General features: G+C 58.5%; 17 protein-coding genes. 8 read left to right on the top strand and 9 right to left on the bottom strand.

From position 1 onward, the window contains the following. Positions 1 to 23: 23 nt before the first annotated feature. Positions 24 to 221, bottom strand: a complete 198-nt coding sequence (locus CKW17_RS14390; protein WP_095120340.1) for a DUF2188 domain-containing protein — start codon at positions 219 to 221, stop codon at positions 24 to 26. Positions 222 to 447: 226 nt separating this feature from the next. Between CKW17_RS14390 and CKW17_RS14385 the strand changes: the two genes are divergently transcribed. Continuing rightward, positions 448 to 810, top strand: coding sequence for an NUDIX hydrolase (locus tag CKW17_RS14385; protein ID WP_095120339.1), 363 nt, complete (start codon positions 448 to 450; stop codon positions 808 to 810). Positions 811 to 814: 4 nt separating this feature from the next. Here CKW17_RS14385 and CKW17_RS14380 read toward each other — a convergent pair whose 3' ends face one another. The 3 genes from CKW17_RS14380 to CKW17_RS14370 form a co-directional block, all read right to left on the bottom strand. After that, on the bottom strand, positions 815 to 1,057 hold the full coding sequence (locus CKW17_RS14380) for a DUF1652 domain-containing protein (RefSeq protein ID WP_095120338.1): 243 nt from the start codon (positions 1,055 to 1,057) through the stop codon (positions 815 to 817). Between the two features lie 111 nt (positions 1,058 to 1,168). Continuing rightward, positions 1,169 to 2,068, bottom strand: a complete 900-nt coding sequence (locus CKW17_RS14375) for a polysaccharide deacetylase family protein (protein ID WP_095120337.1) — start codon at positions 2,066 to 2,068, stop codon at positions 1,169 to 1,171. Positions 2,069 to 2,199: 131 nt separating this feature from the next. Continuing rightward, the gene (locus CKW17_RS14370; protein WP_095120336.1) at positions 2,200 to 3,147 is read right to left on the bottom strand and encodes an ABC transporter substrate-binding protein; all 948 of its coding nucleotides are present in this window, start codon (positions 3,145 to 3,147) and stop codon (positions 2,200 to 2,202) included. 294 nt (positions 3,148 to 3,441) lie between these two features. Here CKW17_RS14370 and CKW17_RS14365 point away from each other — a divergent pair, with 294 nt between their 5' ends. The 4 genes from CKW17_RS14365 (at position 3,442) to CKW17_RS14350 (ending at position 6,639) form a co-directional block, all read left to right on the top strand. Further along, positions 3,442 to 4,422: an aliphatic sulfonate ABC transporter substrate-binding protein gene (locus tag CKW17_RS14365; protein ID WP_095120335.1), complete on the top strand. Its 981-nt coding sequence runs from the start codon at positions 3,442 to 3,444 to the stop codon at positions 4,420 to 4,422. Between the two features lie 61 nt (positions 4,423 to 4,483). Continuing rightward, on the top strand, positions 4,484 to 5,326 hold the full coding sequence (locus tag CKW17_RS14360; protein ID WP_095120334.1) for an ABC transporter permease: 843 nt from the start codon (positions 4,484 to 4,486) through the stop codon (positions 5,324 to 5,326). A 28-nt stretch (positions 5,327 to 5,354) separates the two neighbouring features. Further along, positions 5,355 to 6,035 (top strand): SOS response-associated peptidase, encoded by a 681-nt coding sequence (locus tag CKW17_RS14355; RefSeq protein ID WP_095120333.1) that lies wholly within the window; start codon positions 5,355 to 5,357, stop codon positions 6,033 to 6,035. A 331-nt stretch (positions 6,036 to 6,366) separates the two neighbouring features. Beyond that, positions 6,367 to 6,639: a hypothetical protein gene (locus CKW17_RS14350; RefSeq protein ID WP_095120332.1), complete on the top strand. Its 273-nt coding sequence runs from the start codon at positions 6,367 to 6,369 to the stop codon at positions 6,637 to 6,639. Between the two features lie 47 nt (positions 6,640 to 6,686). Here the strand turns inward: CKW17_RS14350 and CKW17_RS30375 are convergent, their stop codons facing one another. From CKW17_RS30375 to CKW17_RS14340, 3 genes are read right to left on the bottom strand one after another with little or no spacing between them, the layout of a single operon-like run. Beyond that, on the bottom strand, positions 6,687 to 6,833 hold the full coding sequence (locus CKW17_RS30375; protein WP_176470073.1) for a hypothetical protein: 147 nt from the start codon (positions 6,831 to 6,833) through the stop codon (positions 6,687 to 6,689). A 53-nt stretch (positions 6,834 to 6,886) separates the two neighbouring features. Next, positions 6,887 to 7,198 (bottom strand): AzlD domain-containing protein, encoded by a 312-nt coding sequence (locus CKW17_RS14345; RefSeq protein ID WP_162835977.1) that lies wholly within the window; start codon positions 7,196 to 7,198, stop codon positions 6,887 to 6,889. Continuing rightward, a complete protein-coding gene (locus CKW17_RS14340) occupies positions 7,198 to 7,896 on the bottom strand; it encodes an AzlC family ABC transporter permease (RefSeq protein WP_095120331.1) in 699 nt (232 codons plus the stop codon). Before CKW17_RS14340 ends, CKW17_RS14345 begins: the two co-directional genes overlap by 1 nt. Before the next feature lie 186 nt (positions 7,897 to 8,082). On the opposite strand from CKW17_RS14340, the gene CKW17_RS14335 reads away from it, so the two are divergent. After that, positions 8,083 to 8,466: a DUF2784 domain-containing protein gene (locus CKW17_RS14335; protein ID WP_095120330.1), complete on the top strand. Its 384-nt coding sequence runs from the start codon at positions 8,083 to 8,085 to the stop codon at positions 8,464 to 8,466. Here CKW17_RS14335 and CKW17_RS14330 read toward each other — a convergent pair. Next, on the bottom strand, positions 8,463 to 8,903 hold the full coding sequence (locus CKW17_RS14330; RefSeq protein ID WP_095120329.1) for an Rrf2 family transcriptional regulator: 441 nt from the start codon (positions 8,901 to 8,903) through the stop codon (positions 8,463 to 8,465). The genes CKW17_RS14335 and CKW17_RS14330 overlap by 4 nt on opposite strands. Positions 8,904 to 9,036: 133 nt before the next feature. Between CKW17_RS14330 and CKW17_RS14325 the strand changes: the two genes are divergently transcribed. Further along, entirely contained in the window at positions 9,037 to 9,924 is an 888-nt protein-coding gene (locus tag CKW17_RS14325; protein ID WP_095120328.1) for an NAD(P)/FAD-dependent oxidoreductase, read from the top strand. A gap of 19 nt (positions 9,925 to 9,943) precedes the next feature. Here the strand turns inward: CKW17_RS14325 and CKW17_RS14320 are convergent, their stop codons facing one another. Then, positions 9,944 to 10,471, bottom strand: a complete 528-nt coding sequence (locus CKW17_RS14320) for a DUF3087 domain-containing protein (RefSeq protein ID WP_095120327.1) — start codon at positions 10,469 to 10,471, stop codon at positions 9,944 to 9,946. 228 nt (positions 10,472 to 10,699) lie between these two features. On the opposite strand from CKW17_RS14320, the gene ppnN reads away from it, so the two are divergent. Next, on the top strand, positions 10,700 to 12,073 hold the full coding sequence (gene ppnN / locus CKW17_RS14315; RefSeq protein WP_008085844.1) for a nucleotide 5'-monophosphate nucleosidase PpnN: 1,374 nt from the start codon (positions 10,700 to 10,702) through the stop codon (positions 12,071 to 12,073). Positions 12,074 to 12,102: the final 29 nt, after the last annotated feature.

Raw genomic sequence — 12,102 nt, 5'->3', positions numbered from 1 at the left:
GCTCTTTCATTACAGCCAGCCTGTCAGTGGGTTTTGTGACTTTGCGCGCGCGTCGTGCGTTTTTTGTAGCCAGGCAGCGCTGCGGCATAGGCCAGCGCCTCTTCCCGGCTACCAAACGACGCCAGCCGATCGCCCTGAGTGCAAACCCGCCATGGGCCATTGTTCACGCTAAGCACGTCATAGCCGTTCATGTGCATCTTGTTCAACATCGGCATGCTCATGGATACCTCCATTTTTGCTAACGGTCAGATCCAGCTTCACGCTTTTACCTTACACCCTGACCCGCCCGAAATGCCGACCGGGTGTCGCCAGCCGCAACAGTCAAGGGTCTGGCACTTTTCAACACAGCGAACGCTCCAAACTCCAATGAAACCTTTGTCGCACGCTTCGGCTCAAATATTGCAGTTTTATTTCTATTTTGTGACAAGCAGTAAAAACAGGTAACAGATGAAAGTACGTGCAACCGTTATATGCGAGCAGGATCGCCACATTCTCCTGGTACGCAAACCCCACTGCCGCTGGACATTGCCCGGCGGCAAGGTCGAGCACGGGGAAACCCGAGCGGAGGCTGCCGTGCGCGAACTGCAAGAAGAAACCGGCCTGGACGCCGACGATGTGTTGTATTTAATGGAATTGCAGAGCGGCAGCACGCGGCATCATGTCTACGAGGCGTCCGTGATGGACTTTGAGCAAGTGCGGCCGCAGAACGAGATCATCGATTGCATCTGGCATCCGCTGGATTCAGTGCGCAATCTGCACACCAGCGAAGCGACGCTGCGCATCGTTCAAGCGTTTCAACGGCGTTTATGACGCGTTAACCAGCGAACGCTCGGCGGCCCGCGCTGATTTCGGTGCGTAATTCACCGATGAAGTTGGAAATGTCACGAATCGTGACGAGGTGTTCCGGAGAGACGCCATTCAACAGCAACTCGACTCGCCCGCTGTCCGGTTCATACACCTTGATTTGCAATAGCCCCTGCGTGCTCGGGATGCAATCGCACTTGAACGCAGGAAAGCCGGATTCGACAATCCGGCAGATATCGTCAATGGCAAGCATGAGTGGACGCCTCGCAGGCGGTGGGTCGGTCGACTCGTAGAGCATAGATGAGCAATTTGTGTCTCGCTCGACACAAAAATGCCAACCCGATCACAACTTTCAAGCACGCCGTCAATGCGCGTCATGATCCCAGATCCAGTTCCACATCCCCGGCAAGTTCACCGACTCCGAACTGTTCTCCACGGCACGCGCCAACGCGGCTTTCTCAAGTTCAGCGTGATCATCATAGAAAGGCTTGTCCTCCAGCCTCACGCCCGTGGCAGCGGCGCTCTCCAGCAGAATCTGCAGGTATTCGCGCGTGTGCCGCGCGGTATAGCGGTTGAGATCATGAAACGTCACCACGACCGGGATGACCCCGTCCACGGTGGGCAATTCGCCAAGGGCGATACGTTCACGGACTTCCGATAATTGCCGCAGCATGTTGGCCCGACGTCGCGGGCTGGCATTGAAGCCCCAGATCTTGCCGTCGTTGGCGCTTAAATCGGTGAGCAAAACGTGCAAACCGTGCTGCTGATAGGCGGCAAAGGTGCGTTTGTCGTAATTCCAGAACGGCGGGCGCAGCAGTGTCGGTGGCGCGCCGGTGATGGCGGCGATATCAGCCGTGCCGTTGCTCAGCGACTCTTCAAGCTCTTGCGGGTCGAGCAAACGATGATTGGTGTGCCAGTGGGTCGCGGTGTGAAACGCGAGAATGTGCCCCTCATCATGTTCACGACGCATGATGCTGCGACCAATGTCACTGTTGCCCGCTCGTGGCGCACGCGTCTGCACGAAGAACACCGCTTTGATGTCTGGCTGCAGCGGATTGTCCTTGAGACTGTCGAGCACTGTGGCCGACGGATTCCACAAACTCGAAGCGCTGGGGCCATCGTCAAACGTCAACAGAAAGCGCACCGGTGCCTGGGTTTTCAGGCGCGTTTCGGTTTGCGCGGTCATTTCGATCGGGGCGGCGATACAACCGGCCAGCCCGAGAGCAATCAGCGCGGCACAAAGAAGTTTGAATCCGGATGTCATGTTTTGCCTTGAGCACGGCGGCTGCCGTCATGTTGTCGATTGGCAAAACTCCCTCGCCCTTATCCATCCTTGCGCCCCGATCCGCGAGCGGAGGTTGGATAAGGTACACAGGGTTTGGTTCCGGCGCTCGCTCAGTGAGCCAATGCCTGCTGAAAAGACGTGTCGATACTTCCGGCGGTGGCCAACGGAGCCGGCAGCGCTTTCACTTTGAACAGGAAGTCGGCAGTACTTTGCAGATCCGTCGCCGCTTGCGTGTCCACTGGCCCGACGGTCATGTGCGCCTGGCGCAACCAGTGGCGCGACACCTGCTGATCGAGATTGGCTTTCTTTGCCCACAGATCGGCGTATTCATCTGTGTGGCTGTCGACCCAGGCCCGCGCCTGCTTCAAACGCCCGAGAAAATCCGCAATCGCTGCACGCTTACTGTCGATGGACGGTGTCGACGCCGCGATTGCGCTGAGCCCCGGCATCAGATTTTTTGCGGTCAGGATCGGTCGCGCGCCGGAGAACACGATCTGCTGGGAAATGTACGGTTCCCACACCGGGAAAGCGTCGATGCTGCCCTGTGGCAGGGCTGCGGCCGCATCGATCGGCATCAACTTGACGAACTCGACGTAGTTTTCCGGCAGACCGCCCTGCTCCAGGGCGCGCAAGGTCAACTGCTGACTCCAGGCGCCGGGCCAGTAGGCGACTTTCTTGCCCTTCAGATCGGCGATGGTTTTCACCGGCGAGTCCTTGGGCACCAGCAACGCGATGGTGTCGGGATTCTGCCGCGATACGCCGATCAGTTTCACCGGCGCCTGCTTGGCGGCCAGAAACAGAAAACCTGAATCGCCCAGAAAGCCAAGGTCCAGAGAGCCGGTTTGCAAGGCTTCCGCCAAGGGTGCAGCGGCCTGGAAGTGTTTCCAGTCGACAGTATAAGGCGCGTCTTTCAATACACCGGACGCCTCCACCGAGGCACGGATGTTGTAGTAGTTCTGATCGCCGACATGCAGGACCAATGGCTCGGCGGCGTAGGACAGGGGCGACGTAAACAGTGCAGCGCTCAGCGCACCGCGTAGGAAACGAGAAAGCTTCATGGCGAGTCCTGCAAAGGGAAATTGCATAGACCATAACGCTGTTGATTCCTGGTTTTGAAATTCGATTAATGCATAAGACCATCACTGTCGATTTCTACTGTTTCTACAGCAACAGTGCCCAACCACAGTGTTGCCTAGCCAACAGCCGAAATCCTGCACATGGCGTTAAAACCCTTATAAACCGGCACTCTCAAGCACATGGCACAGAGCCTGCAATATTCCATTCATGCAGGAAGCATTCGATGAAAATATCTTTTTGGACATAAGAAACCTGTGCCTTTGCCGGAGCGCCCCATGACATCGTTCTTTCCTCGACTCAAAACCCTGCTGGCTGCCAGCGCAGTGGCACTGAGCCTGCAACCACTCGCCCACGCGGCTGAAAACGCACCGGCGGAAGTGCATCTCGACTATGCCTATTACTCGCCGGTCAGTCTGGTGCTCAAGCATTTCGGCTTCCTCGAAAAAGCCTTGCCGCAGACCAAGGTCAGTTGGGTACTGAGCCAGGGCAGCAACCGCTCGCTGGAATACCTCAACAGCGGCGGCGTGGATTTCGCTTCCAGCGCCAGCCTCGCCGCCGTGCTAAGCCGCGCCAACGGCAGCCCGATCAAATCGGTCTACGTCTACAGCCGTGCCGAATGGACTGCACTGGTGGTGCGCAAGGATTCTCCTTACCTGACCGTCGCCGACCTCAAGGGCAAAAAGATCGCCGCCACCAAGGGCACCGACCCGTATCTGTTCACCCTGCGCAGCCTGCAACAGGCCGGGCTGAAAAAAGACGACGTGGAACTGGTTCACCTGCAACATCCGGACGGCCGCACCGCGCTGGAAAAGGGTGATGTCGACGCCTGGGCCGGACTCGATCCGCACATGGCCGCCAGCCAGGTCCAGGCCGGTTCGCGCCTGCTCTACCGCAACCCGGCGTTCAACAGTTACGGCGTGGTCAGCGTCACCGAGCAATACGCCAAAGAACATCCGCAGACCATCGACACCGTGATCAAGACCTACGAACAGGCCCGCGACTGGGCGCTGAAAAATCCCGATGAGTTCGCCGCCCTTCTCGCCAAGGAGTCCGGATTGTCGCTGGATGTAGCCAGGTTGCAACTGTCGCGCACTGACCTGAGCAGCCCGCAACTCACCCAGCAGGACATCAGCGCCTCCAAGGCAGCGGCGCCGATTCTGGTCTCCGAGGAACTGGTGCGCCGTGGAGTGAATGTCGATCAAGTCATCGATCAATTGCTCAACAGCGGTGTGCAGCAAGCCGTCGCCCACCAGTAACCGATCAGCCTCACGACAAATCCGCGCCCGTCGCGGATTTGTCGTGAGCGGAGCCAAAACCATGACCACTCACAGCAAAGACTTGCCCGCGCCACTTGCCGTACCGCGCCAGCGTCCTGCGAGCTTGAATCCGACATGGCAGCGCCGCTGCAAAGGCCTGGCCCTGCCGCTGCTGATCATCGTCGCGCTGGAAATTATCGTACGCATCGGCTGGCTGCCGTCCTACCAGATGCCGGCGCCGAGCGAGATCGCCCTGACCCTCACTGACCTCGCCGAAGGCGCGCTGTGGAAACACATCGGCGCCAGCCTGATCCGCGTGCTGCTCGGATTTGCCATCGGTGCCAGCCTGGCGCTGGTATTTGCTGCCTGGGTCGGCTTGAGTCGCGAAGCCGAGGCTTATCTGGAACCGACCTTCGCCGCCTTGCGTTCCATTCCAAGCCTGGCCTGGGTGCCGCTGCTGCTGTTGTGGCTGGGCATCGACGAGACCTCGAAAATCGTCTTGATCGCCATCGGCGCGTTTTTTCCGGTGTACGTCAACGTGGTCGCGGCCATTCGCAACATTGATCGCAAACTGGTGGAGGTTGGCCGCATCTATGGCTTCAGCCGCTTGCAACTGGTGCGACGAATATTGCTGCCCGCCGCCCTGCCTGGCCTGTTCACCGGGTTGCGCAGCGGCATGAGTCTGGCGTGGATGTTTCTCGTGGCAGCAGAGTTGATCGCGGCCACCAAGGGTTTGGGCTATCTGCTCAGTGACGGCCGGGAAACCTCGCGGCCGGACATCGTACTGGCTGCGATCATCGTGCTCGCCTTGCTCGGTAAATTCAGCGACGGCCTGCTCGCGATGCTCGAACGCCGCTGGTTGAACTGGCGCGACACATTCACCGGTCAGGGCGCCAGCGACTAAGCTGAACTCTCCAACCGGAGATCGGCCCATATGCGGAAGACTCTCGCAGTACCGTGGCATTCACGACTTCGTCGCGGTGCTGAGCATTCCCGACGCGTTGATCAACCACGTTGGCGATGCGCCGCTTGATCGCTATAACGCGGCGCCGACCACCGCGCTAGCCGTCCTGCATCAACAAGGGCAGCACCTGCGTGCCGACAATCTGCGCTGGGGCTGGCGCCCGCATTGGGCCAAGGATCGCCCACCACCGATCAATGCCCGGGTCGAGAAAGTTGCGCATGGCCCGTTCTTCCGAGCGATCTGGCGACATCGCTTGATCGTGCCCGTGGACAACTGGTTTGAATGGGTCGATAGCGGAGACAAAACACGACAACCATGGCTGATCCGTCGCGCGGATCACGAAGCGGTTTTCTGCGCAGCCATCGGGCAGTTTCCGACAGCCGAAACGCCGGCTCGGGATGACGACGGTTTCGTGATTATCACCGCCGATGCCGTCGGCGGCATGCTCGATATCCATGATCGCCGACCGGTGGTGTTCCGCGCAGAGTTGGCGCGCGAATGGCTCGATCCGGCGACGCCGGTTGAACGCGCCGAGCAAATGTTGCGGTTCGAAGGCGAAGGTAGCGAAGCGTTCGAGTGGTACAAAGTCGGCAAAGCTGTCGGTAACGCACGCAATCAGGGCGCCAGTTTGATTATTGAGCAGACTTAAACATTTGCCGACTTCACGCGTCTATCAATGTAGAACCTGCCGAAGGCTGCGATCTTTTGACGCAGCATTATAAGGAATAAAACTATTGCAAACTTTACCAACTCATAGAGCGAATCACTGCCGTTACAAACCCTGTTTCATTTTTGAGACGGCGCACATAAAACACACGTTTGAATGAACTAACCGCCTGTCTGACATTTCAACCGTCATACATACATTTAGATGCACTACGGCTAGCATGCGCGCCGCATTTCCATTTGGTATACCAGTTGACCAAAGAGTCAACAAACCAGGAACCCCCTAACGTCTACAAGCCTTGCAGAGAAATAAGTTGCGCGACGATTTTGCAATCAAACAGGTCAGCGGCCTGGAGTGTATTTATCTGTCGATGACAGAACGCTTTGAACTCGACTGTTTTATCGGCCACTACATCAAGACCCGAAACCTGCGTGCCGTACCCGATATCGAACGCATCCTGCGCACCACCCTTGAAGGGTATCCGGGCCACGCGCCGGTGATGGTCAACGAGCTCAATGCGTGGATTGATCGAACCTTGGGATATCGGGCCACACACCCCGATTTCACGCAGTTGGACGAACTTTGAAACCGTAAAAAAGCCCCACACTTGTGGGGCTTTATCGTAGAAGTCACTCAAAACTTGCGGTCAGGATCGGAAAGCTCTCGGCCATCATCGTGCTTCCAGGTCTGCTCCTTGTGCTTCTCCCGCTCTATTTCTTCTTGCGTCGGTTCATCCGTGTCTTCGTCATCCGTCTCTGGATGCTTTTGCTCAGTCGCCATGTGCACCTCCCGTGATCAGTAACCTTTCATCCCTGAAGCGTAGAACAGACAACTTACAGCCACCAGCGCAGCAAAAAGAAGAACGCCATGCTCAACAACATGCTGAGCAAAGTACTGCGCGTGTAGATCACCAGAGCGATCGCCACCAGCGAACTGAGCAGGTAGGGATTATCCCACTGCAGATTCAGCTGTTTGTCGGGCATGAAGACAATCGGCCCACAGATAGCGGTCAACATCCCCGGTACCGCAAACCCGAGAAACTGTCGCGCATTGCTGCTCAGACGCACCGGCAAACGCGGTTCGAGAAACACGTAGCGGTTGAGAAACACCAGAAGCCCCATGCCAAAAATCACCGCCCAAACCATCATGTGCGCTCCCGATACAGCTTGTTGCAGATAAACCCGGCGGTCATTCCAGCCAGTCCGGACAACACCAGCGCCGAACCCCATTGCCAGTAACTGAACAGCACCGAACAAAACAGCGACACCGCCACACACACCAGCGTCGGTACGTTACGCACCACCGGCGTGATCAACGCGATAAACGTGGCGGCAATCGAGAAATCCAGCCCCAAGTGCTCAAGCCCTGGAATGCTGCTGCCGAGGACAATGCCGGCGAGAGTGAACAGATTCCACGCGATGTAGAACGTCAGGCCAACGCCCAGCGCATACCAGCGGTTAAACTGCTGGCGATCATGTTGACTGGTCAGTGCAAACAACTCATCGGTAAGCAAAAAACCCAGACCTGCTCGCCAGCGCCCCGGCAGCGGCGAAATCACCGAGCGCATGCTCATGCCATAGAGCAAGTGCTGCGAGGTCAGCAGCAACGTGGTCAGCAGAATCGAGAAAATCCCCGCACCGCCCTTGAGCATGCCGATCGCCACCAATTGCGCCGCACCGGCAAACACGATGCTCGACAAGCCCTGCCCTTGCAGCGGCGTGAGGTTGGCCTCGATCGCCATGGAGCCGGCCAGTAGCCCCCAAGGCGCGGTGGCCAGAGACAACGGCATGATCGCCGCAGCGCCGCGAAGGAACGCACTGCGCGGCATAACTGAATCAGACATAAACGTTCTTCAACCAGGAAAACGGTCGAAGACTGTGCCAGCCATTTCGCCTATCTGGCTTGAACAATCTTGCGCACTTGTGGGAAATCGGCCGGATGAGCGCGCAATACGCTGATTTTCGCACTGACTGTTAATGCCCTGAGCGGCGTAACATAGCGCCATTCACAACCGCGTCAGGGAGACGACATGCTGTACCGAATCGCAGCCGACGGGCTGGTGCTGTTTCATTTGTCATTCATTCTGTTCGTGCTGTTTGGCGGGCTGCTGGTCCTCAAATGGCCACGGGTGATGTGGCTGCATTTGCCCGCCGCCTCCTGGGGCGTGGCGGTCGAGGTGCTGCATCTGACCTGCCCGCTGACGTACTGGGAAAACCTTATGCGTCACGCCGCCGGGCAGACCGAATATGCCGGCGGCTTCATCGAGCATTACATCTGGCCGATCATCTATCCGGCCGGGCTCACCCCGCAGATTCAACTGGCGCTCGGCAGCGTGGTGCTGGCGGTCAACCTGCTGGTGTATGGGCGGGCAATTCGCTCATGGAAACATCGTCGCGCCGCTTCGCCGCTTTAATTATCCTCGCCGACTGACTTGAAGCGGGCCTCGAAATCCGCTGCCAGGTCCGCCAAGGTGATGCCGCCCAACCGCGATAGCAACAGCGCCTGCGCCTCATCGAAGGTGCGTGTCAGTGCGGCGTTCACCGCTTGCTCGACCAGACACTCCGGGTGATCCGTCGACAAACCGATGGAAAAAATCGACTGCGTGCCCAACGCCTGGTGGATATCCAGCAGGGTGATCTGCGCCAGCGGTTTGGCCAGCGCCCAGCCTCCCTGATGGCCCTTCTCTGACGTCACAAAACCCTGCTCCTTGAGCAAACCCATGGTGCGCCGCACCACCACCGGGTTGGTGCCAAGCATGCCGGCGATGGTTTCCGAGGTCGCGCGCTTTTCATGGCGAGCCATGTGAATCAACACATGGAGCATGCGCGATAACCGCGTGTCGTTTCTCATCGATGAACCTTTTCTCAAGCCGTTGCGAAGATGCGCCGAGTATCGCTTGCAAGGTCTGAAGTTACGAGACTATTGACAGCAATATTTCTCGTAACTTACGGTGTGCCTTGAAAACTCAAGAGGAGATTCGCTCATGGTGTACGACGTCATCATCGTCGGCGGCAGCTATGCCGGGCTGTCCGCCGGCCTGCAACTGGCCCGCGCCCGACGCGATGTGCTGGTGCTGGATTCAGGGCTGCGACGCAACCGTTTTGCCGAAACATCCCACGGTTTCCTCGGCCAGGATGGACGTGCACCGGGGCAAATTGCTGACGAGGCACGCGCACAATTACTGGCCTACCCCAGCGTGCAATGGCTAACGGATACCGCAGTTGAAACGACTCGGACTGACAGCGGATTCGATTTGCGCACCCAGAGCGGACAATGGTTCAGCGCCAAGCGACTGATCCTGGCCTCGGGCGTCATCGACGAGTTGCCGGACATCGACGGCCTCAGGCAACGCTGGGGCCAAAGTGTTTTCCATTGCCCCTACTGCCACGGTTATGAACTGAATCAAGGCGCGATCGGCGTATTGGCGACGTCACCGATGTCGATTCTTCACGCCCTGCTACTGCCGGATTGGGGCCCGACCACGTTCTTCACCAACGGCGTGTTCGAGCCGGATGCCGAACAATTGGCGGAACTGGATCGCCGCGGCGTAACCCTGGAAACCCGGCCGGTCAGTCACATCCGTGGCGAGCGTGCGGACGTGGTACTCAGCGATGGTCAAGTCATCGCTGTTGCAGGCCTGTTCGCCATGCCACGCACACGCATGGCCAGCCCGCTGGCTGAACAATTGGGATGTACATTCGAGGATGGCCCGATGGGACCGTTTATTCAGACTGACGCGACACAACAAACCAGCGTCGCCGGCGTATTTGCCTGCGGAGATGCGGCATTGGCTGCCGGTTCGGTAGCGCTGGCAGTTGGCGATGGGGCCCGCGCCGGTGCAGGCACTCATCGCTCACTGATCTTTGGCTGAAACTTATACTGCGGACGTTTCAGCGCGAAGTTGGCTTCAACGCCTCCAGCCAGGCCGGATCCAGGCGCGTCTGCTCGGTATCGAGTCCCAGCGCCTGCATCCCCTCCTTGTGCATTTCAACTTCCCGCCACAGCTGCCCGTGATCGCTGGAGTTGCCGTCCAGTTCGTGCATTTGCGTCAATCCCAGATGGTAGAAGCGTAGAACCTTCATCGCCGTCGGATCGTTCTGCTCCACCGCCGCCGTCACCTGATGCATCACATTGGTGATGCTCATCAGATTGCGCTTGAGCCGCCAGCTGTACACCGCTGGCGCCATCCAGCTCTGATTCCAGAAGCGCCCGCGCAATAACGCAGCGGTCAGCAGAAATGCGACAAACACCCCGCCGACATTGAAGCGCAGGTTATCGCCGCCAGGCTCGCCGAACAACGCCACTGCCACGCTGGAAAACAGCATCGCCAGCACCAGGAACAGCACGGCGATGATGATCGTGCTGCGGCGCGTCTGCTGGCGAAAGGTGGCGGCGTCCATCGGCTGAATCTCGAACATCACAAATGACTTCCTTGAGCGACAAAAGGGCTAACTGAAAAAACCGGCCGGCGCATTATCGCCTCTAGCGCGGATTTAGCTATGCTGGGGCTCCTTTTCATCTTTTCAGCGTCCAACGGGGACATGGCGGTATAGCGCAGATCGTGCCATCTTCACTTCATTCATGGATACACACTATTCGGATGCCATCGCCTAGTCTTGAGATGACATCGTTTTAAGGATCATTGCATGACCCAACGACACGTAATCAATGCCTCGGTCAGCCCGAAAGGCAGCCTGGAAACCCTTTCTCAACGTGAAGTTCAGCAACTGAGCGAAGCCGGATCCGGCAGCACCTACACCCTCTTCCGCCAGTGCGCCCTGGCCATCCTCAACACCGGCGCCCATGTCGATAACGCCAAGACCATCCTCGAAGCCTACAAAGACTTCGAAATCCGCATTCACCAGCAGGATCGCGGCGTACGCCTGGAGCTGTTGAACGCGCCGGCCGACGCTTTCGTCGATGGCGAAATGATCGCCAGCACCCGCGAAATGCTGTTCAGCGCCCTGCGCGACATCGTCTACACCGAAAACGAACTCGACAGCCAACGCATCGACCTGACCACCTCGCAAGGCATCAGCGACTACGTTTTCCACCTGCTGCGTAACGCGCGCACCCTGCGCCCGGGCGTCGAGCCGAAGATCGTCGTGTGCTGGGGCGGCCACTCGATCAACACCGAAGAATACAAATACACCAAGAAAGTCGGCCACGAACTGGGCCTGCGCAGTCTCGACATCTGCACCGGTTGCGGTCCGGGCGTGATGAAAGGCCCGATGAAAGGCGCGACCATCGCTCACGCCAAACAGCGTATTCACGGCGGGCGTTATCTGGGTTTGACCGAGCCGGGCATCATCGCCGCCGAAGCGCCGAACCCGATCGTCAACGAGCTGGTGATCCTGCCGGACATCGAAAAACGTCTGGAAGCCTTCGTCCGCGTTGGCCACGGCATCATCATCTTCCCGGGCGGCGCCGGTACGGCTGAAGAGTTCCTCTACCTGCTGGGCATCCTGATGCACCCGGACAACAAGGGGCTGCCGTTCCCGGTGATCCTCACCGGGCCGAAACATGCCGCGCCGTATCTGGAACAGTTAGACGCGTTCGTCACCGCGACCCTCGGTGAAGCCGCCAAGCAGCACTACGAGATCATCATCGACGACCCGGCCGAAGTGGCGCGGCAGATGACCCAAGGCCTGAAGGCGGTGAAGCAGTTCCGTCGCGAGCGCAACGACGCGTTCCACTTCAACTGGCTGCTGAAAATCGACGAAGGCTTCCAGCGTCCGTTCGATCCGACCCACGAAAATATGGCCAACCTGAAACTGCACCGCGACCAGCCACCGCACGAACTGGCGGCCAATCTTCGTCGGGCGTTCTCCGGCATTGTCGCTGGCAACGTCAAGGACAAGGGCATTCGCCTGATCGAAGAACACGGGCCGTACCAGATCCGTGGTGACGCGGCGATCATGCAACCGCTCGATGCCCTGCTCAAAGCCTTCGTCGCCCAACACCGAATGAAACTGCCGGGCGGCGCGGCGTATGTGCCGTGTTATCGAGTGGTGGCGTAACTCTTTTGGTTACCACGCAACACATGTAG

The organism is Pseudomonas sp. Irchel s3f10 (genome assembly GCF_900187515.1).
Classification (GTDB): domain Bacteria; phylum Pseudomonadota; class Gammaproteobacteria; order Pseudomonadales; family Pseudomonadaceae; genus Aquipseudomonas; species Aquipseudomonas tensinigenes.
This window is presented reverse-complemented; position numbering and strand designations above follow the sequence as displayed.

Excerpts from the sequence above, each read along its gene's own strand:
- CKW17_RS14390 (WP_095120340.1), bottom strand. The coding sequence starts at position 221 with ATGAGCATGCCGATGTTGAACAAGATGCACATGAACGGCTATGACGTG.
- CKW17_RS14385 (WP_095120339.1), top strand. The coding sequence starts at position 448 with ATGAAAGTACGTGCAACCGTTATATGCGAGCAGGATCGCCACATTCTC.
- CKW17_RS14380 (WP_095120338.1), bottom strand. The coding sequence starts at position 1,057 with ATGCTTGCCATTGACGATATCTGCCGGATTGTCGAATCCGGCTTTCCT.
- CKW17_RS14375 (WP_095120337.1), bottom strand. The coding sequence starts at position 2,068 with ATGACATCCGGATTCAAACTTCTTTGTGCCGCGCTGATTGCTCTCGGG.
- CKW17_RS14370 (WP_095120336.1), bottom strand. The coding sequence starts at position 3,147 with ATGAAGCTTTCTCGTTTCCTACGCGGTGCGCTGAGCGCTGCACTGTTT.
- CKW17_RS14365 (WP_095120335.1), top strand. The coding sequence starts at position 3,442 with ATGACATCGTTCTTTCCTCGACTCAAAACCCTGCTGGCTGCCAGCGCA.
- CKW17_RS14360 (WP_095120334.1), top strand. The coding sequence starts at position 4,484 with ATGACCACTCACAGCAAAGACTTGCCCGCGCCACTTGCCGTACCGCGC.
- CKW17_RS30375 (WP_176470073.1), bottom strand. The coding sequence starts at position 6,833 with ATGGCGACTGAGCAAAAGCATCCAGAGACGGATGACGAAGACACGGAT.
- CKW17_RS14345 (WP_162835977.1), bottom strand. The coding sequence starts at position 7,198 with ATGGTTTGGGCGGTGATTTTTGGCATGGGGCTTCTGGTGTTTCTCAAC.
- CKW17_RS14340 (WP_095120331.1), bottom strand. The coding sequence starts at position 7,896 with ATGTCTGATTCAGTTATGCCGCGCAGTGCGTTCCTTCGCGGCGCTGCG.
- CKW17_RS14335 (WP_095120330.1), top strand. The coding sequence starts at position 8,083 with ATGCTGTACCGAATCGCAGCCGACGGGCTGGTGCTGTTTCATTTGTCA.
- CKW17_RS14330 (WP_095120329.1), bottom strand. The coding sequence starts at position 8,903 with ATGAGAAACGACACGCGGTTATCGCGCATGCTCCATGTGTTGATTCAC.
- CKW17_RS14325 (WP_095120328.1), top strand. The coding sequence starts at position 9,037 with ATGGTGTACGACGTCATCATCGTCGGCGGCAGCTATGCCGGGCTGTCC.
- CKW17_RS14320 (WP_095120327.1), bottom strand. The coding sequence starts at position 10,471 with ATGTTCGAGATTCAGCCGATGGACGCCGCCACCTTTCGCCAGCAGACG.
- ppnN (WP_008085844.1), top strand. The coding sequence starts at position 10,700 with ATGACCCAACGACACGTAATCAATGCCTCGGTCAGCCCGAAAGGCAGC.